Below are 19,212 nucleotides of genomic sequence, written 5' to 3'. Positions count from 1 at the left end.
GCTGCCCGGGGCGGCCGCTTCGAGCACGCGATGGTCGCTCTCGCGTGGGCCGCCCACCCGGAGGATTGGCCGAGTGGTAAGGCACTGGCTTGCGCTGTGTTTGATTGAAAGCGAGTCATGGTCGGGCCTGGAAAGCCCGCGCACGTTCGATCCGTGCATCCTCCGCGAGCATTGAACAGACCTGAGCTGGAGCGCCCCTATAGGGGCGCTGGGGGTACCCCCGGCCGAAGGCTGGGGGAGGAACTGCGCGACCGGCTCCCACCGGGCCCGCAGTCACCCCACCGCCTCAACCCAGCAGACGCTCCACGACCACCGCGATCCCGTCCTCCTCGTTGGAAGACGTCACCTCGTCGGCCACCTCGCGAAGCTCCTCGTGAGCGTTGGCCATGGCCACGCCCCGCGCCGCCCAGGCGAACATCGGGATGTCGTTCGGCATGTCGCCGAAGGCGATCGTGTCGGCGGACTTCAGGCCCAGTCGGCGTGCGGCCAGGGACAGGCCCGTCGCCTTCGAGAGACCGAGGGGCAGCAGCTCCACGATGCCCTCGCCCGCCATGGCGACGGTGACGAAACCCCCGGCGGCCTGCCGCGAGGCCTCCGCGAGCTCGTCGTCGGACAGCTCCGGGTGCTGTATGTAGATCTTGTTCAGCGGGGCCGCCCAGAGGTCGGCCACGTCCGTGAAGGGGGTCGACGGGAGGTGGCCCGACACCGCGTACCCCGGCCCCACCAGCACCTCGCCGTCGAGGCCGTCGCGGCTCGCCGCGAGGTGCAGCGGGCCGACCTCCGCCTCGATCTTCGCGAGGGCGACCGCGGCCAGCTGTCGGTCCAGGGTCACGGACGTGAGGAGGCGGTGCGCCCCGGCGTCGTACACCTGCGCGCCCTGGGCGCACACGGCGAGGCCGTCGTAGCCGAGGTCGTCGAGGATGTGCCGGGTCCAGGGGGCCCCGCGTCCGGTGACGACCAGGTGCGTGGCGCCCGCCGCGGTGGCCGCGGCGAGCGCGTCACGGGTGCGCTGTGAGATCGACTCGTCGGAGCGCAGCAGCGTCCCGTCGAGGTCGGTGGCGATGAGCCCGTAGGGGAAGCTCACCGGGACACCGGCTCCAGGACCTCCCGGCCGCCCAGGTACGGGCGCAGCACCTCGGGCACGTACACCGAACCGTCGGCCTGCTGGTGGTTCTCCAGGATCGCCACGATGGTGCGCGGTACGGCGCACAGCGTGCCGTTGAGCGTGGCCAGCGGCTTGACCTGCTTGCCGTCGCGCACCCGGATCGACAGCCGGCGGGACTGGAACTCGGTGCAGTCCGACGTCGACGTCAGCTCGCGGTACTTGCCCTGCGTCGGGATCCACGCCTCGCAGTCGAACTTGCGGGCGGCCGAGGCGCCGAGGTCACCGGTGGCGACGTCGATGACGCGGAACGGCAGCTCCAGCGAGGTCAGCCACTGCTTCTCCCAGGCCAGCAGGCGCTGGTGCTCCGCCTCCGAGTCCTCGGGGGCGACGTAGGAGAACATCTCCACCTTGTCGAACTGGTGGACGCGGAAGATGCCCTTGGTGTCCTTGCCGTGCGAACCGGCCTCGCGGCGGAAGCAGGGCGAGAAGCCGGCGTACCGGAGCGGAAGGCGCTCCGCCTCGATGATCTCGTCCATGTGGTACGCGGCGAGGGGCACCTCGGACGTGCCGACCAGGTAGAGGTCGTCCTTGTCGAGGTGGTAGACGTCCTGGGCCGCCTGGCCGAGGAAGCCGGTGCCCGCCATGGACTGGGGGCGGACCAGCGCCGGGGTCAGCATCGGCGTGAAGCCGGCCTCGGTGGCCTGGGCGATCGCCGCGTTGACGAGCGCCAGCTCCAGCAGGGCGCCGACACCGGTCAGGAAGTAGAAGCGGGAGCCGGAGACCTTGGCGCCGCGCTCGACGTCGATCGCGCCGAGGAGCTGGCCGAGCTCCAGGTGGTCCCTGGGCTCGAAGCCCTCGGCGCCGAAGTCACGGATGGCGCCGTGCTCCTCGAGGGTGACGAAGTCCTCCTCGCCGCCGACGGGCACGTCGGGGTGGACCAGGTTGCCGAGCCGGAGCAGCAGCTCGTGGGCCTCGGCGTCGGCGGCGTCGCGCTCGGCGTCGGCGCTCTTGACGTCGGCCTTCAGCTGCTCGGCCTTCTTGAGCAGCTCGGCCTTCTCGTCGGCGGAGGCCTTGGGGATGAGCTTGCCGAGCTGCTTCTGTTCGTTGCGCAGCTCGTCGAAGCGGACGCCGGAGGACCTGCGCCGCTCGTCGGCAGAGAGGAGGGCGTCGACGAGCGCGACGTCCTCTCCACGGGCGCGCTGGGACGCGCGCACACGGTCGGGGTCCTCACGGAGCAGGCGAAGGTCAATCACGCAGCCAAGGCTACCGGTGCAGGGTTGCCCCTCACGAATCACTATTGACACGTGTTCCGAATCGCGGCTTACGTTCCGTTATGGGGGAATTGCCGAGCGTGTCAATAAAAAGTGTCTCACTCCCTGGGACGGGGCATGCGTGAGGCCTGCGGTTGACTGGATTTCCTTGTGGGGGACGGGACTTGAGGGCGAGGTTGTCCACAGGGATCCATGCCCTCCCAAGAGTTATCCACAGGGTGTGTGGAAGAGATGTGGACTTCGGAATTGATCACTCGGCGAGCAACCTGTGAAGAGAGGAATTCCCGGCCCAAACCATGACAACACCCTCTTTCGAGTGGAAAGGCGTCGCTCTAAAAGATGAACCAAGGGAAACGAGTGGACGAAGGGTGACGTGGGCGAGCAGGGCCGAGCCGATGGCCTGTAGGGCGATTTGTCGACAGACTCATGCTTCGCTGTCGACTTGTCCCCAGGTCGAGAAGGGCACCTGTGGATAACTTCTGTGGATAACGAAGATATGAGGGTACGGCTGGTTAGAAGCGGCCGTCCTGGCAGTGCGCCACCCAGTCGGAGGCCGCCACGAACTCCTCGTCCGACGTGCCCGGCCGGGTGGGCCCCGCGACCTCGCCCGGCTTGACGTCCGCCCGCGGGTAGGAGCCCAGGAACCGCACCTGGCGGCAGATCCGCTTCAGCCCCATCAGCGCCTCCGCCACCCGCCGGTCGGAGATGTGGCCCTCGGCGTCGATACAGAAGCAGTAGTTGCCGATGCCGGCTCCGGTCGGCCGGGACTGCAGCAGCATGAGGTTGATGCCCCGGGTGGCGAACTCGCCGAGCAGGTCGCGCAGCCCGCCGGGGTGGTCGTCGTTCTGCCAGAGGACGACCGACGTCTTGTCGGCGCCCGTGCGGGCGGCGGGCCGGGCCGGGCGGCCGACCAGGACGAACCGGGTCTGCGCGTTCTCCGCGTCGTGGATCCCGGTCTCCAGGGCCTCCAGGCCGTACCGCTCGGCCGCGAACTCACCGGCGAACGCCGCGTCGTAGCGGCCCTCCTGGACCAGGCGGGCGCCGTCCGCGTTCGAGGCGGCGGACTCCCAGAGGGCGTCCGGGAGGTTGGCCCGCAGCCAGTTGCGGACCTGCGGCTGGGCCACCGGATGGGCGGTCACCGTCTTGATCTCGGAGAGCTTGGTGCCGGGGCGGACCAGCAGGGCGAAGGTGATCGACAGCAGCACCTCGCGGTAGATCATCAGCGGCTCGCCCGCGACCAGCTCGTCGAGGGTCGTGGTGACCCCGCCCTCCACGGAGTTCTCGATCGGCACGAACGCGGCCTCGGCCTCGCCGTTGCGCACGGCGTCCAGCGCGGACTGCACGGAGACGTACGGGATCAGCTCCCGGGTCGCGGCCTCCGGAAGGGTGCGCAGGGCGACTTCGGTGAAGGTGCCTTCAGGACCGAGATACGCATAGCTCGCTGGCATGTCCCTCACCCTAATGGGCGCAGCGAGACGCGGCTCACTTGTCTCATCGGATCCACTCGACCGGGTGGTTTGAAACCCGGAAACGCACCAATAGTGATCAGAAACCTCAGAAACCACTGAGGTGACCCGCCATCGCCCGGCTGCCATCCCCCGGCTGTCAACCCTCCAGCAGCCGCTGCCCCACGTACTCCCCGGCGGCCGCACCGCCCGGCACCGCGAACAGGCCGCTCGCCTCGTGCCGGATGTACTGGGACAGCGCGTCCCCGCGGTCCAGCTTCCGCTGCAGCGGCACGAACCCGCGCAGCGGATCGGCCTGCCAGCAGACGAAGAGCAGCCCCGCGTCCGGCGCCCCGTCCGCGTCGATGCCGTCGTGGTACGAGAACGGGCGCCGCAGGATCGCCGCGCCCCCGTTCTGGTCGGGCCGGGTGATCCGGGCATGGGCGTTGATCGGGACGACGTACTCCCCGTCCGCCTTGGCCTTCTCCAGGTCCATCGCCGTCGTCTCGGTGCCTCCGGACAGCGGCGCCCCGTTCGACTTCTTCCGCCCGATCACGTTCTCCTGGGTCGTGAGCGACAGCTTCTCCCAGTCGTCGAGCAGCATGCGGATCCGGCGAACGACGGCGTAGGAGCCGTTCGCCATCCACGCCGGGCCGCTCGAACCGCTCGCCGGCACGAAGATCCGCTTGTCGAAGTCCGACTCCGTCGGCTTCGGGTTGCGGGTGCCGTCCAGCTGGCCCATGAGGTTGCGGGCCGTCATGGGGTGGGCGGTGGCGCCCGGGGTGCGGTTGAAGCCGTTCATCTGCCAGCGGACCTTCGCCGCCCTGCCCGCGTCCTTCTGGATCGCGCGCAGGGCGTGGAAGGCGACGAGGGCGTCGTCGGCGCCGATCTGCACCCACAGGTCGCCGTTGCTGCGGGCCTTGTCGAGGTGGTCGGAGGAGAAGTCGGGCAGCGGGTCCAGGGCGGACGGCCGCTGCTTCTGCAGGCCGGTACGGGTGAAGAAGCTGTTGCCGAAGCCGAAGGTGATCGTCAGCGCCGAGGGACCCGCGTCCCGGGCCACGTCCGTGTCGTCCTGCGTCATCGGCTCGCCCGCCATCAGCCGCTCGGCCGTCGTCGACCAGCGGCGCAGCAGCGCGGCGGCCTCGGTGCGGCCCGCGCCCGCCGCCAGGTCGAAGGCGACGAGATGGCCGCGCGCCTGGAGGCCCTCGGTGATGCCGGGCTGATGTTTCCCGTGAAACATCGCCCGGTCGGAGCCCACCGAGCTGAGCGGGGTGGCCTGGGCGGGGGCGGCCGTGTAGCCGACGCCCGCGCCCGCCGCGCCGAGCACGAGACCGGTGGCCCCGGCGCTGCCGAGCAGCGCACGCCTACTGACGCCCCCGGCCGGGGGAGCCTCGGCGGCTGCGGTACGGGCCTCGGGGACGGACTGGGACTGTTCGGGCATGGTGCGGTTCAGCCGATCTGCGCGTTCTTGGAGACGGTCACCTGGTCGATGTCGGAGGTCCGCACGGTGACGGAGACCTTCCAGTCGCCGGCCATGGGGATCTGCACGCCGTTCGCGGCCCAGTGCCCGGTGGTGACGTGGTCGGGCGCCACGGGAAGCGGCCCGATCTTCTTGGCGTCGAGGGTGAAGGCGACCTTCACCTCGGGGATGTCGAAGGCGCGGCCGTTGGGGCGCTGGACGTAGACGTGCATCTCGTTGCTGCCCACGGTCGCGGGGTCGAGATCCACGCGGACGACACCCTTGCCGTCCTTGCCGCCGGTGTCGAAGGACATGTCGAGGGTCAGTGCGCCGGAGGACGAGTTCGACGACGAGGACGAGGAGGAGGACGCCGCTGCGGTGGCGGCCTTGGCCTCCTGCTCGGTCCGGCTCGGCTCGGTCTGTGTCAGCACGGTCGTGACGGCGAGCAGGACGACGGCGACCCCGGCCTCGGCGAGCACCGAGCGGCGCAGGCCGAAGCGGTGCGGGTCGGCGTCGCGCAGGCGCTTCTGCCGGGCGGTGTCCATCGCGGACTGCTGACGGGCGAGCTGGGCGGCGCGCTCGGAGGCGTCGTCGGCGGACGCGACCTTGCCGGAGACCGCGGAAGCACCGGAAACTCCGGAAGCACCGGAAACGGCTGAAGCACCGGCAACAGCGGAGGCGCTGGTGCCGGCCTTGGCGGCCTTCACGGACGCCTCCTTCGTGGCGGCGGACGCCTTGACCGTCTCCTTCTCCTCCGCAGCCTCTTCCTCCGCCTCGGCCTCTTCCGCCGTGTCCGTGTCCGCGTCCGTGTCCGTGTGCGTCTGTGTCACCGCCGCGTCCGCGAGCCGTCCCGTCCACCGTCGCGAGATGGACGCGATACCGATGAGCAGCGCCACGAGCCCGATCTTGACCAGCAGCAGCTCGCCGTACGTCGTGTCGGTGAACGCAGACCAGGAGCCGAGCTGGCGCCAGGACTGGTAGATGCCGGTGCCGACCAGGGCGAGCACCGACCCGAAGGCGACGCGGGAGAAGCGGCGTACGGCGGTGGAATCGACCGGGGTGTCGGCGGGCGCCCGGTAGAGGGCGACCAGCAGGGCGGTGAGGCCGCCCAGCCAGGTGGCCACGGCGAGCAGATGGATGATGTCGACCGGCATCGCGATGCCCGGCTGGAGTCCGGTGGAGGCGTGCTCGGCCATGGCCCAGCTCGCCGCGAGCCCGGCGGCCACGACGGTCCCGCCGATCGCGAGCCCGAAGGTCAGGTCGCGCTTCTCGTCCTCCTCCTCGCGCTTGTCGTAGGCGCCGAAGAGGACGGCGATGAACAGTGCGGCCGCCGCGAGCAGCAGCAGCCGGGAGACCAGGGCGGCGCCGGGCTTGGTCTGCAGGACCTGGCCGAGGAGGTTCAGGTCGAAGATGTCGCCGACGCTGCCGGAGGTCGTGTACGAGCCGCGCAGGAGCAGCAGCCAGAGGGTGGCGGCGGTGAGCGTCAGCCAGCCGGCCACGACGAGGCGCTGCATGGCCCGCACCCCGGAGCCGCGCTGCCAGCAGGCGAGGACGAAGGCCGCACCGCCGACGAGCACGATGTACCCGGCGTACGACATGTACCGCCCGAAGCCGTAGAGCCAGCCGACGATCCCGCCGCCCACGTCCTGGTCCGGGACGGAGGCGACGGTCTTGGAGGGTGTGCCCACGGAGAAGGTGAAGGCGCCGCCGACGGGATGGCTGTCCGCCGAGACGACCTGGTAGGCGACGGTGTACGTGCCCTTGCCGAGCCCGCTCTTGAGCTGCACGGCGTAGGTCGTGCCGCTCAGGTTCGTCGGCTTGCCCAGGTCGACGCGCTTGCCCTTGGGGTCGAGGACCCGGAACGAGTTGTCGTTCAGTGACACGTTCTCGGAGAACGTGAGCGAGACCTGGTCGGGCGCCTTCGGGACCACCACCCCCTGGGAGGGGTCGCTGCCGGTCAGCGCGGCGTGCGCGGAGGCCGGCCCGGCGCCGGCCAGCAGCGCGCCGGTGACGGCGAGGAACAGCAGCACCAGGGTGCGCAGGCGGGGCGTGATGGTCCGCGTCAAGGTCGGTCCCTCCCTCAGTGTCCGGTCGACGGGTTGTACGTGGCGGACTTCACCGGCATCTCGACGGTGAGTGGACCGGATTCGGCGAACTTGAGTTTCAAGGTGATCGTGTCGCCCTGTTCCGGGCGGCGCCTCAGCTTCTCGAACATCAGATGGTTGCCACCGCTTTTGAACACGAGTTGACCGTGAGCGGGCACCTCGAAGGAGGTGACCTCCTCCATCGCGCCGCCGTTGGTCTCGTGCATGGTGATCTCACCGGCGGAGTCGCTGGTGACGGACGTCAGCTCGTCCTTCGTGCCGCCCTTGTTGGTGATCGTCAGGAATCCGGCGGCCATGTCGGCGGAGACCGGCTGGGGCATGTAGGAGGCGCCGACGGACAGCTCGGCCCCCGAGGAGCCCGAGGAACCGGAGGAACCCGAGCCGCCGCAGCCCGCGAGGGCCAGCGCCCCCGTGATCGCTATTCCGGTCAGGGCGAGGTGCCTGCCGGTCGGAGTCGGGCGTTTCACGGGTTCTCTCCCTTGATCAGCTTGGGGAGGTCCTTGGTGTAGTCGTCCACGGTGGCGTCCTCGCCGTAGAGGACGTATCCGCCGTCGGTCTTCGGCGAGAACGCGATGACCTGGGTGCCGTGCACCGAGACGACCTTGCCGGTCTTCTTGTCCTTGTGGGTCGGCTCGATGGAGATGCCGAGGGTGCGGGCGCCGGCCTGGATGGTGGCGAAGTCGCCGGTCAGCCCGACGAAGCTCGGGTCGATGCCCTTGAGCCACTTGCCGAGCTCGGTCGGGGTGTCCCGGGCCGGGTCGGTGGTGACGAACACGACCCGCAGCTTCGCCTGGTCCGCCTTGGACAGCGCCTTCTTGGCGACCGCGAGGTTGTTCATGGTCAGCGGGCAGACGTCGGGGCAGTGCGTGTAGCCGAAGTAGATCAGCGTCGGAGCGCCCTTGGTCTCGGCGCGCAGGTCGTACTTCTTGCCGTGGGTGTCGGTGAGCACCAGGTCCGGCTTCTCGAACGGCGTGTCCAGGATGGTCGCGGCCTTGTTCGAGGTGTCCCCGGAGACCACGGTGACGGGTGACTTCGCGTCGTCGTCGCCGCTGCCGCAGGCGGAGAGGGTCAGGGTGGCGGCGGCGAGCAGCGCGGCCGCGGCGAACGTCTTCTTGCGCATACGAAAATGTCCCAGATGTGAGAGATCCGGCGCGCACCGGGGGGCCGGACGACAGCCGTACGACAGCTGCGACAGCGTCGCACGGCCCCCTGTGCGCGTCACGGACGCGGAGCTCAGGCCTCGGTGCCGGTGGTGGACCGGCGGCGGCCGGCGAGGACGCCGTAGGCGACCCCGGCCGCGCCGACGACGATGCCCACGACGCCGAGGACGCGGGCGGTGGTGTCACTGCCGCCGGCGGAGCCGGAGTCGTCGGACGACGCGGTGGTCTCGGTCTTCGCCGAGGTCTCCTCGGCTGTGTCCGTGGCCGTGTCCCCGGCCGCGGCGGACCCGTGGTGGTCGCCGGTGGCGGCGGACAGCGCGAGGACGGGGGCCGGGTTCTCCGGCTCGTCCTGGCCCTCCTGCTGGACCTCGATCCAGCGGACGACCTCCTTGTTCGAGTACGTCTGGACCGCCTTGAAGACCAGCTCGTCGGTGTCCTCGGGCAGCGCGCCGACGGAGAGCGGGAACTTCTGGAAGTAGCCCGGCTCGATGCCCTTGCCGTCGGAGGCGGTCCAGGTGACCTTGGTGACCGCCTGGTCGATCTTCTCGCCGTGCATCTCCAGCGGCTTGGCCAGCTTGGACTTGGTGACCTCGATCTTCCAGCCGGCCATCGGCTGCGGCATCACGGAGGCCACCGGGTGGTCGGCGGGGAAGTTGACCTCGACCTTGGTGGTCGAGGCGTCGTCGCGCTCGTTGGGGACCTTGAAGTCGATGACCGCGTAACCGCCCTTGGCGGCGGTGCCTTCGGGCTGGACGCTGACGTGCGCGAACGCGGGCGAGGTGACGGCCAGTACGGCGGTACCCGTGACGGCGGCGACGGCGGCGATACGAGAGGCCTTCATGGCGGAAGCCTTCATGGCAGGGAGCACTCCACTCCGAGTGAGTTCTGTCGTTGAGGGGGCGCGTGGCAGGCCGAAAGCCGGAAGCGGCCGTAAGCCGGAAGCGGCCGTAAGCCGGAAGCGGCCGTAAGCCGGAAGCGGCCGTAAGCCGCAAGCGGCCGTCGGAAAGCGCACGCGCGCGTGCCGCACGACGGCGGCAGGCCCCTCCGCATCCGGGCAGACCCCGGGGAGTGCTCTGGTCGCGTCGTGTCAGGCGGCGAGAACGAGAACGGCGGCGGCCACCGGCGGCCCGCGCCGGATCACGGAATGCTGGAGCGCGACGGTGTGCGGAGCGGTCGGCACGTCCCAGGCGCCACGGCGGCCACGCGCGGGCGCCTCGGGTACGGCCACGAGCCCGGCGCACAGCGCACACGCCAGCGCGAGCGCCCCGCGCAGGGAACGGACGAGCGCCCCCTCGGCGACCCCGTGCGCCGAATCGGCCGACAGCTGGATCAGCCGCAGCAGCGCCAGGTCGCCCCGGCGCAGCAGCCACCCCGCCACGACGGCCGCGAGGACATGTCCGAGCAGCATGGGCACGGAGGGCAGCAGCGAGCCGGAGGCCCCGGTGGCGTCCGCGGCGTGGGCCGCCCCGCTCGTGCCGGTGGCCGGGACGCCGGTGCTGAGATGCGCGTCCACGAGGATCCTGTACGCGTGGGCGGGGCTGATCTGAGCGGCCCCGGCCCCGCACACCAGCCGCGCGGCCCGCTCCACCAGCGAGGCGTCGCTCAGGGACATCGAAGGCATCGACGACGTCGACGGCATGGACGTCATCGATGACATGGAAGCCATGGACGACACGGACATCGACCCGCCGGACATCGCGGAGCCGCCGTGCTGACCGAGCCCGAACAGCGTGTGCAGGACGGTCTGCAGTACGGCGAGCAGGGCCACGATCCCCGGCAGCGAGCGGGCCCGGCCGGTCAGCGGGGCGACGAGCGCCAGGGTGCCCAGGAAGCCCGCACCGAGCGTCCACAGCGGAACGGTCGCGCAGGAGGCCAGGGTGTGCCCGGCCGCCGCCAGCACGACGCAGAGCGCGGCGAACACCGCGGCCCGCAGGAGCCGCAGTCCGCTTCCGGTGCGCGCCGCGCGCGGGTGGGGGGCAGTCATGGCGCGCTCATCATCGCACCGGGCCCGTGCCCGCTTGACGCCAGGTCCAGAAGATTCCGTTATGCCCGAGAGCGGTGATCGAGAGGAAGAACCGAAAGATCATCCTTGTGCCGAACCACCCGCTCATACACCGAAACCTCCCCCTGCGCATCCCCCGGATGGGCGTTCTCACATGAACGGAGTGCTTACACCCGCGCACGGGTGGCAATAGGTATCGGTATGTCGAGCCGCGGCCAGGAGGCTGGAGCATGAGCATCTGGTGGTCACTCCATCTGCGGCGTGAGGCCGCGAGCGTGCCGCTCGCCCGCAGGCTGCTGATCGGCACGATGGAGACGGCGGGCGTCGACCCCGACGTCTCCTACGACCTCTCCGTCGCCCTCAGCGAGGCCTGCGCGAACGCCGTCGAGCACGGCGGGGCCGGCCGTCCCTCGGAGGCCTACCGGGTCACCGCCTACCTGGACGGCGAGAAGTGCCGTATCGAAGTGGCGGATTCGGGGCCGGGGCTCGGTCCGGGGTTCGCCCGCACCCAGGACCTCAGACCCGCCCGTCCCGACGCCGAGAGCGGGAGAGGCCTCTGTCTCATCAGAGAACTCGCGGATCACGTCCACATCGGCAACAAGCCGGGCCGCGGCGGCACCGTGGTCAGCTTCGACAAGATCCTCAAGTGGAAGAAAGATCCTTCTCTGCTTTCGGCATGACCCTCGCCCCCGCATAACACCCGCGCTAGGGTGCGCGCATGATTCTCAGAAACATTAAAGAAAGCCTGCTCCTGCCCGGGGTGATATTGCGTCCGATTGCCGTCGGCGACGCGAAAGCGCTGTGCGCCGCATACGTCGGCAACCGAAGGCATCTCGAACCCTGGGAACCGGTCAGACCCGAGTCCTTCTTCACCGTCGAGGGGCAGACCGAGCGCATCGATGGCCTGCTGGGACAGGCCGCCGACGGCCTCCTGGCCCCCTGGATCATGGAGTCGGCGGAGGACGGCCGGATCGTCGGCGCGATCACCCTTTCCGGAATTTCCCTGGGTCCTTTCTGCAGTTCCTACGTCGGCTATTGGGTGGCCGGTGATCAGCAGGGCCGTGGTCTGGCCACCGCCGCCCTGGAGCAGGTCTGCGAGATAGCCCGGGACATCGTGGGACTTCACCGGATCGAGGCGTCCACCCTGATCGAGAACACGACGTCCCAGCGCGTGCTGAAGAAATGCGGGTTCGAGACGATCGGGGACGCGCCGCAGTATCTGCACATCAATGGAGAATGGCGCGACAGCCGACTGTTCCAGCGGGTCCTGCACGACCGAGCCCCGGCTCTGTGACCAGCGGCTTCCCGACGGGTTCAGCTTCCTGGGCGTTCACAGGCCGTTGCCAGCTCCCGCCCATGCCCCTGACAAACGGCGTTCCTAGCTTCATCGGCCATGACGGGAAACCACAAAAACACGTCGATCACCCGCCGCCGTGCCCTCGCGGTCTCCGGCGGCACGGTGGCGGCCGGCGGCCTCGCGGTCGCCGGCTTCCAGTCGGCCTTCGCCGACACGACCGACACCAGCGCCGACGCGGACGCCACGGCCTCCGCGAGTTCCACCAGCAGTGAGTGCATGACGCTGATGAGCAGCGTCACGGAAGGGCCGTACTACCTCGATGGTGCCTTGGTGCGCAAGGACATCACCGAGGGCAAGGCCGGCGTTCCGCTGACCCTTCGCCTGACCGTCGTGGACGCCACCGACGGCTGCACCCCGGTCAAGGGCGCCGCGGTCGAGATCTGGCACTGCGACGCCTGGGGCTACTACTCCGGCTACACCACCGCCAACCCGGGCGGCTCCGCCCCCGCGGAGAGCGAGGAGGGCGACTCCGCCGACGACAACACCTACCTGCGCGGCTACCAGATCGCCAACGCCAACGGGGTCGTCAAGTTCGAGACGATCTTCCCGGGCTGGTACACCCCGCGCACCTGCCACATCCACGTGAAGGTGCACACGGGCGGCGAGAAGGAGGACGGCACCTACGAGGGCGGCAAGGTCAACTACACCGGCCAGCTGTTCTTCGCCGACGACATCGCCGAGGAGATCTTCACGCTCGACCCCTACTCCAAGCACACCGGCAGCTACACCACGCTCGCCAACGACATGGTGTACGACGGCGGTGGCGCCTCCAGCGGTCTGCTGACCCTGAAGGCCGTGCACAAGAAGGACCCCTCGAAGGGCTACAAGGGCTTCCTGACCCTGGGCGTCGACCCGGACGCCGAGAACACGGGCGCCGGCAGCGGCGGCGGAGGCACTCCGCCGAGCGATGCCCCGACGGGCACTCCGCCGAGCGACGCTCCCAGCGACAGCGCCTCCCCTTCGGCCTCCGCCTCCTCATAAGGTAAGGGACATGACAAGCCGCGAGGACGACGCGCTGGCGCAGGCCGCCGTGGCCGCGCTCACCGGTCAGCTGGCCCTGGCCCCCAAGCCGGGCCTGCCCGACCCCCGTGACCTGGACGCCCGCAGTACGCGCCGGGAGCACGACAGTCTGCGCTGGTCGGCCAGGGCGCTGGCGCCCGGCCTCGCGGCGATGGCCGCCTCCGCCCGCCGTACCGGCGAGGCCACGCCGGTGCTGCGGGCGGAACTGGGCGCGATCGGCCGGTGCACCGAGCACTCGGTGGGCCTGGCCGGCGGCGGCCACAAGGGCGCCCTGTGGGCCCTCGGCTTCCTGGTCGCCGCGGTCGCCCTGGACCCCCGGGCCAAGGCCCGTGAGATCGCCGCGAACGCCCGGAAGATCGCCGCGTTCAACGACAAGGGCGCCCCCAAGCGCCCCTCCCGGGGCTCCTCGATCTCCGTCAAGTACGGCGCGGCCGGCGCCCGGGGCGAGGCCAGGGCCGGATTCCCGCACGTACGCAGGGCGTTGGACGCCCTGGCGACGGCCCGAAAGGCGGGCGCCACCGAGAACCAGGCCCGCCTGGATGCGTTGATGACGGTGATGTGCACCCTCCAGGACACCGAACTCCTCTACACGGCGGGCCCGTTGGGCCTGCGCGAAGTCCAGGCGGGAGCACGGGCGGTACTGGAGGCCGGCGGCACGGCGACAGAGGCAGGCGCGGAGGCACTCCGCACCCTGGACGCAGACCTGCACGAGAAGGGCTGGAGCCCGCGCGGCAGCGCGGGCCTGCTGGCCGGCGCGCTCTTTCTGGATGGGCTCGCTGGAGCGCCCCTTTAGGGGCGCGGGGCTGTATTCGATTTGCGGCTCCGCCGCGTGGGCGCGACCAGCCACCGACTACCCGCAGAACGCAACGATGGCCGGGCACCCACTTGGTACCCGGCCATTTCACATCCGTCAGCCCCTCAGAGAAGCCATCCAGCTCTCGACCTCGTCCGACCGCCGAGGCAGCCCAGCCGAAAGATTCCGGTTCCCGTCGGCCGTCACCAGGATGTCGTCCTCGATCCGCACCCCGATCCCCCGGTACTCCGCCGGCACGGTCAGGTCGTCGGCCTGGAAGTACAGCCCCGGCTCGACGGTCAGCACCATCCCCGCCTCCAGGACCCCCTCCACATACGTCTCGGTCCGCGCGGCGGCACAGTCGTGGACGTCGAGCCCGAGCATGTGCCCGGTCCCGTGCAGCGTCCACCGGCGCTGCAGACCCAGCTCCAGCACCCGCTCCACCGGCCCCTCCACGAGCCCCCACTCGACGAGCCGCTCGGCCAGCACCCGCTGCGCGGCATCGTGGAAGTCGCGGTACTTGGCGCCCGGCTGCACCGCCGCGATCCCGGCCTCCTGGGCGTCGTACACGGCGTCGTAGATCTTCTTCTGGATCTCGCTGTACGTGCCGCTGATCGGCAGCGTGCGCGTGACGTCGGCGGTGTACAGGCTGTGCGTCTCGACGCCGGCGTCCAGGAGGAGCAGGTCGCCGGAGCGCACCGGGCCGTCGTTGCGGACCCAGTGCAGGGTGCAGGCGTGCGGGCCGGCCGCGCAGATCGAGCCGTAGCCGATGTCGTTGCCCTCCACACGCGCGCGGAGGAAGAACGTGCCCTCGATGTAGCGCTCGCTGGTGGCCTCGGCCTTGTCGAGGACCTTCACGACGTCCTCGAAGCCGCGGACCGTGGAGTCGACGGCCTTCTGCAGCTCGCCGACCTCCCACTCGTCCTTGACCAGCCGCGCCTCGGAGAGGAAGACCCGCAGCTCCTCGTCGCGCTCGGCGGTGACCTTGTCGGTCAGCGCCTCCTGGATGCCGGCGTCGTACCCGCGGACGACCCGCACCGGGCCGGTGGCCTCGCGCAGTTTGCCGGCGAGCTCGCGCACGTCGGCGGCGGGGATGCCGTAGAGCGCCTCGGACTCGGTGAGGGAGTGCCTGCGGCCGACCCACAGCTCGCCCTGTCCGGAGAGCCAGAACTCGCCGTTCTCGCGGTCGGAGCGGGGCAGCAGGTAGACGGTGGCGGCATGGCCGTCGTCCTTCGGCTCCAGGACGAGTACGCCGTCCTCGGTCTGGTTGCCGGTGAGATAGACGTACTCGACCGACGCCCGGAACGGGTAGTCCGTGTCGTTCGAGCGGGTCTTCAGGTTGCCGGCCGGGATCACCAGGCGCTCGCCCGGGAAGCGGGCGGACAGCTCGGCGCGGCGGCGGGCGGTGTGCCCGGCCTGCTCGACGGGCTTGAGATCGCGCAGCTCGGTGTCGGCCCAGCCGGACTTCATGCTCTCGGCGAGCTCGTCGGACACGCCTGGGTACAGGCCGTTCTTGCGCTGCTTGATCGGCTCTTCCGACTCGGTCTCCGGGGTCTCCGGACCCGCTGCGGTAGCAGCATCATCTGATACCGCCGGGGTGAGCTCGTCGGACACGGTCATCCTCCTCGACACTGCACTGAATCCCGTCCATCGTACGGTCGTACCGAACGGCGTCCCAGGGAGTTCGGGCCCACAGCGGTGTGAGGTGTGTCCGTTTCCGTCTTGTTCCCTCGTGTTCGCCTTGTTGACTGACCGATCAGTCGAACCGGGCCGCCAGCAGGACCACGTCCTCCTCGCTGTCGGCCTCGGCCAGGCCGTCCGGCAGCACCGTGCGCAGGACGTGGTCGGCGATCGCCCCGGGGTCGTGACGCAGCGCGCGCGGGATGCTCGCGGCGGCCGTGTGCAGCCGGGCGAAGGCGCGGTCCATGGGGTCGCCGGTGCGGTGCAGCAGCCCGTCGGTGTAGAGGAGAACGGTTTCCCCGGCTTCCGCCTCGATCTCCACGCTGGGCGCCTCCCAGCAGGCGAGCATGCCCAGCGGCGCGGACACGGAGGTCTCCGCGAACTCGGTGCGGTGCTCCCCGATCAGCAGCGGCGGGCTGTGGCCGGCCCCGGCGAGGGTGACCTTGCGCAGCGCGGGCTCGCAGTAGGCGAACAGGGCGGTGGCGGAGCGGGCCGGTTCGGTCAGCCGCAGCAGGAGTTCCAGGTCGGAGAGGACCGCCACCGGATCCTCGCCCTCCATCACGGCGTACGCCCGCAGGGAGGCGCGCAGCCTGCCCATCGCGGCGACCGCGCTCGGCCCGGAGCCGGTGACCGAGCCGACGGCGAGGCCCAGGGCGGCGTCAGGCAGCGGCAGCGCGTCGTACCAGTCGCCGCCGCCGCGCGGGCCGGTGCGGTGCCGGGCGGCGAGCTGGACGCCGGCCACCCGGGGCAGCCGGGAGGGGAGCAGCTCCTCGGCGATGGTCGCCATGCACGCGCGCGTGCGCTCGACCTCCAGCAGCCGGGCCAGGTGCTCGGCCGCGTACCGGACGTAGAGGCCGACGAGGTGGCGCTGGCGCTCGTGCGGCTCGGCCGGTTCGGCGTACAGCCAGGCGACCGCGCCGAGCCGGCCGGCCGCCTCGGTGACCAGGGGGAGTGCGTAGCTGGCGGCGTAGCCGAGGCGGGCGGCGACCTCGCGGTGGCGCGGGTCGAGGCCGTCCTCGGCGAAGAGGTCGGGGCGCACGACCTCGGCGGTGCCACCGCCGTCGTACGGCAGCGCGCCGCGCGGGACGGTCTCCAGATGGCCGAGGTCCGCGCGGCCGAGGCCGAGGCCGAGCGTGGTGTGCGGGCCGAGTCCGTCGGCGGGCTCCAGCGCCACGAGACCGCGCCGGGCGCCCACGAGGGCGGCACCGGCGCGCAGCAGTTCCTGGAGGGCCGACTCGAGCGAGCCGGTGCGGGCGAGCCGTTCGGTCAGTTCATGGAGGGTGGTGAGGTCCGAGACCCAGCCGGCCAGCCGGTCCTGGAGAACGGTGCCGGGCGCCGGAGCGGCGGGGGTTTTCGGGACGGGAGGTGCGGCCGGGGCGGCCGGAACGGGGGGGACCGGCGCGACAGTGTGTGCGGGCGTGGGAACCGTTGAATCGATTCCAGCCACTTTCGGAGGGTGCGGGGCGTTCATCGCGTCCGGCTTTCAGACCTGTGCGTATTGCTCAAAAGCATCGCAAACCCCCATGTCCTTCTGCACCGCTAGCAGTGTCTCCACATGTACACGCACTCGTGAGGAGATGTCCAGCATTGTCCTGCCGGGATTCCTGGTGTCCGTGGGCCTCTTGGGGTCTTGCCGAGGACTTCTCGCGGACGGCTTGCACAAAAGCAAAGTTGGCTTAAAACTGACTCGGGTATCGGTTCATTGCGGTCGACTGGCCTTGCTCCACGGAGCGTCACAGCGGTCGTGATGGGTACGTACTCGGAGAAGGCCAGGGGTGGTTGGGAACCACCCGGAACCTGGCGACGGACCCGGGCGTCTTAACCACCGACGACCGTGCCCCATCCTCCCGTGGCGGAGGCGGAGAGAAACACTCGGAACGGCAAAACGCCAGACTTCGCCACCCCCGCGCCGTGGCCGTGCTTTTGATAGACGCAGTACGAGCAGTACGACGCAGTTCTTGTGAACGCGGGCGCGGTCCCCGCTCGAACCCCAGGGGTTCCCCTTGCCCAGGGCAGGGGTGTGATGCGCCAACAGGTACGCACAGTGCAGTGATCGACACATGATGTGATGTGGTCCACGGTGTTGCCAGCGGTGCAACGGAAAGGAACGAGCGCTCATGCGCGAGATCCTCGGAAGGCGACGCAGGCTCCTGTCCAGGCGGAACGACAAGGGGCCTGAGCTTCTCGGCGCGGCCCTGACCTTCGCGACGGAATGGCAGTGGCCCGTACTCCCGGGCGTGGCTCCCGACCCTCAGGGGCGGGCCCGGTGCGCGTGTCCCGACCCCGAGTGCACGGTGCCCGGTGCACACCCCTTCGATCCCGGCCTGCTCGCCGCCACCACCGACGAGCGCATGGTCCGCTGGTGGTGGGGCAACCGGCCGACGGCCCCGATCGTCCTCGCCACCGGCGCAGCCGGCGGAACGGCGCCCTGCGCGGTCAGTCTGCCCGCCCTCGCCGCCTCCCGCGCCCTCGCGCTCCTCGACCGCCGCGGCATGCGGCTCGGTCCGGTGGTCGCCGCGCCCACCCGCTGGGCGCTGCTCGTCAAGCCGTACTCCATGGAGCAGCTGGGCGAGCTGCTCTACGCCAAGGACTTCGTCCCCGGCTCGCTCCGCTTCCACGGCGAGGGCGGCTACCTCGCCCTGCCGCCCTCCGAGACCGGACAGGGCGCCATCCGCTGGGAGCGGGCCCCGCTGCCCGGCTCGGCCAAGCCCTGGGTGCCCGACGTGGAGGCCGTGGTGGACGCCGTGGTCGACGCCCTCACTCGTACGGGTGTGAGCGCACCCGAGTTGTAAGGGTGTCGGGCGCGAGAACCCGGCTTGCCGCGTCCGCCTGGTTACTCTCCGCACATGCTGCGTAATTCTGGGGACCGTCCCTCAGACCCCCGACTACGTCTGCTCGCCCTCGTGGGCGTCATGGTGTGCGCGGTCGTGCTGCCGCTGACCGTGGCGTCCGCGGGACAGGTGGGCGACGCTGCCGTACACCGCGCCCGGAACGACGACGAGAAGCTGCCGGCGCCGGTCCGGTCCCCGCTGGTGCTCGGTCTGGGCCTGGCCACGGCCGCCCGCTGCGGTCCCGAACTCACCTCGCCCGACGGCGTCGAGGCGCAGACCTGTGTGATGACCCAGGGCGCGGACACCTGGGCACGCACCTACTACCGCAACGCCACCGGGGCGGCCCTGCAGGCCGTGCTGAGCCTGCTGGGCCCGCACGGCCGCACCGTGCAGACGCACTGCGCCGCGGACGCCGACGACGAGCCCGCCACCTGTGAGACGCCCCGGGAGCACACCCGGGGCACGCTGGACGCCTACACGGCGGTCGCGGAGTTCGCGGCACGCGACGGCGACGGTCCCCTGCTGCTGCGTTCCGCGAGCAACTCGGCGGACGGCTCCGGGCGCCCGGCCGGCGGCTCGGGGGACTCGGGGGACTCGGGGGACTCGGCCGACGGTTCCGGGGCTCGGCCGTAGGCAACTCCCGGCGGTCAAACGGGAGTTGACGAATCGCTACGGTCCGTACACCGGATGCGGGCATGAAAAGGCCCGGTTGCTGGCGACGGGGGATGCACCAGCAACCGGGCTACTGAGACGGTAACAAGAGATCGGCGGTTCGCAAATTCGATCTCGGCTATTCGGACACGTATTTGCTTGCCGTGTAGGGAAGTTGTGACAGGAGTCACCCGATTCGACGGGCCCGGTGGGGGGGGGCCGCCCGGGCGCCCCCCCCCCCTGGGCGCCCGGGTAGGAAGCGGGTGGGGGGCGGGGGGGTGGTGAGTGCCCCCCCGGGGCCCCCCCCCCCCCCCGGGGGGGGGGGCGCCCCGG

Annotated in this window: 17 protein-coding genes and 1 tRNA gene; 7 read left to right on the top strand and 11 right to left on the bottom strand. The window is 70.7% G+C overall.

From position 1 onward, the window contains the following. Positions 1-59: 59 nt before the first annotated feature. A tRNA-OTHER gene (locus tag ACFWPQ_RS33280) sits at positions 60-165 on the top strand. A 121-nt stretch (positions 166-286) separates the two neighbouring features. Here ACFWPQ_RS33280 and ACFWPQ_RS33275 read toward each other — a convergent pair. The 9 genes from ACFWPQ_RS33275 to ACFWPQ_RS33235 all read right to left on the bottom strand — a co-directional run bounded on the left by ACFWPQ_RS33275 (position 287) and on the right by ACFWPQ_RS33235 (position 10,529). Continuing rightward, positions 287-1,084, bottom strand: coding sequence for an HAD family hydrolase (locus ACFWPQ_RS33275; protein ID WP_361285096.1), 798 nt, complete (start codon positions 1,082-1,084; stop codon positions 287-289). Further along, positions 1,081-2,358, bottom strand: coding sequence for a serine--tRNA ligase (gene serS / locus ACFWPQ_RS33270; RefSeq protein ID WP_384042962.1), 1,278 nt, complete (start codon positions 2,356-2,358; stop codon positions 1,081-1,083). The genes ACFWPQ_RS33275 and serS overlap by 4 nt, the downstream gene beginning before the upstream one ends. 530 nt (positions 2,359-2,888) lie before the next feature. After that, positions 2,889-3,824, bottom strand: coding sequence for a prephenate dehydratase (gene pheA / locus ACFWPQ_RS33265; RefSeq protein ID WP_384042959.1), 936 nt, complete (start codon positions 3,822-3,824; stop codon positions 2,889-2,891). A 157-nt stretch (positions 3,825-3,981) separates the two neighbouring features. After that, complete coding sequence (gene efeB, locus ACFWPQ_RS33260) at positions 3,982-5,262, bottom strand: iron uptake transporter deferrochelatase/peroxidase subunit (protein ID WP_384042956.1); 1,281 nt, start codon at positions 5,260-5,262, stop codon at positions 3,982-3,984. Positions 5,263-5,270: 8 nt separating this feature from the next. Beyond that, entirely contained in the window at positions 5,271-7,346 is a 2,076-nt protein-coding gene (locus ACFWPQ_RS33255) for a copper resistance CopC/CopD family protein (protein WP_384042953.1), read from the bottom strand. 14 nt (positions 7,347-7,360) lie between these two features. After that, entirely contained in the window at positions 7,361-7,852 is a 492-nt protein-coding gene (locus ACFWPQ_RS33250; RefSeq protein ID WP_384042951.1) for a copper chaperone PCu(A)C, read from the bottom strand. Continuing rightward, positions 7,849-8,505: an SCO family protein gene (locus ACFWPQ_RS33245; RefSeq protein ID WP_361285078.1), complete on the bottom strand. Its 657-nt coding sequence runs from the start codon at positions 8,503-8,505 to the stop codon at positions 7,849-7,851. The genes ACFWPQ_RS33250 and ACFWPQ_RS33245 overlap by 4 nt, the downstream gene beginning before the upstream one ends. Positions 8,506-8,618: 113 nt before the next feature. Next, positions 8,619-9,386, bottom strand: coding sequence for a YcnI family protein (locus ACFWPQ_RS33240; protein ID WP_384042949.1), 768 nt, complete (start codon positions 9,384-9,386; stop codon positions 8,619-8,621). 246 nt (positions 9,387-9,632) lie between these two features. Then, positions 9,633-10,529, bottom strand: a complete 897-nt coding sequence (locus ACFWPQ_RS33235; protein ID WP_384042946.1) for a hypothetical protein — start codon at positions 10,527-10,529, stop codon at positions 9,633-9,635. Between the two features lie 248 nt (positions 10,530-10,777). Here ACFWPQ_RS33235 and ACFWPQ_RS33230 point away from each other — a divergent pair, with 248 nt between their 5' ends. From ACFWPQ_RS33230 to ACFWPQ_RS33215, 4 genes are all read left to right on the top strand, one after another. After that, positions 10,778-11,227 carry an ATP-binding protein gene (locus ACFWPQ_RS33230; protein ID WP_361285069.1) on the top strand — a complete coding sequence of 150 codons (450 nt, stop codon included), beginning with the start codon at positions 10,778-10,780 and terminating at the stop codon, positions 11,225-11,227. A 38-nt stretch (positions 11,228-11,265) separates the two neighbouring features. Next, positions 11,266-11,841, top strand: coding sequence for a GNAT family N-acetyltransferase (locus tag ACFWPQ_RS33225; protein ID WP_384042944.1), 576 nt, complete (start codon positions 11,266-11,268; stop codon positions 11,839-11,841). Between the two features lie 99 nt (positions 11,842-11,940). Beyond that, on the top strand, positions 11,941-12,885 hold the full coding sequence (locus ACFWPQ_RS33220) for an intradiol ring-cleavage dioxygenase (protein ID WP_384042941.1): 945 nt from the start codon (positions 11,941-11,943) through the stop codon (positions 12,883-12,885). Between the two features lie 10 nt (positions 12,886-12,895). After that, the gene (locus ACFWPQ_RS33215; RefSeq protein WP_384042939.1) at positions 12,896-13,717 is read left to right on the top strand and encodes a triphosphoribosyl-dephospho-CoA synthase; all 822 of its coding nucleotides are present in this window, start codon (positions 12,896-12,898) and stop codon (positions 13,715-13,717) included. 117 nt (positions 13,718-13,834) lie between these two features. On the opposite strand, the gene ACFWPQ_RS33210 is transcribed toward ACFWPQ_RS33215, so the two are convergent. Next, complete coding sequence (locus ACFWPQ_RS33210) at positions 13,835-15,331, bottom strand: aminopeptidase P family protein (protein WP_384042937.1); 1,497 nt, start codon at positions 15,329-15,331, stop codon at positions 13,835-13,837. 142 nt (positions 15,332-15,473) lie between these two features. Then, positions 15,474-16,868, bottom strand: coding sequence for a PP2C family protein-serine/threonine phosphatase (locus tag ACFWPQ_RS33205; RefSeq protein WP_384042935.1), 1,395 nt, complete (start codon positions 16,866-16,868; stop codon positions 15,474-15,476). Between the two features lie 646 nt (positions 16,869-17,514). Here ACFWPQ_RS33205 and ACFWPQ_RS33200 point away from each other — a divergent pair. Continuing rightward, complete coding sequence (locus ACFWPQ_RS33200) at positions 17,515-18,189, top strand: bifunctional DNA primase/polymerase (protein WP_384042932.1); 675 nt, start codon at positions 17,515-17,517, stop codon at positions 18,187-18,189. A gap of 54 nt (positions 18,190-18,243) precedes the next feature. Continuing rightward, a complete protein-coding gene (locus ACFWPQ_RS33195) occupies positions 18,244-18,861 on the top strand; it encodes a hypothetical protein (protein WP_384042930.1) in 618 nt (205 codons plus the stop codon). Positions 18,862-19,212: the final 351 nt, after the last annotated feature.

Origin of the sequence: Streptomyces sp. NPDC058464, from assembly GCF_042721035.1 — a bacterium.
Classification (GTDB): domain Bacteria; phylum Actinomycetota; class Actinomycetes; order Streptomycetales; family Streptomycetaceae; genus Streptomyces.
The sequence above is the reverse complement of the archived record's forward strand: the minus strand, read 5'-3'. Positions and strand labels throughout refer to the sequence as shown.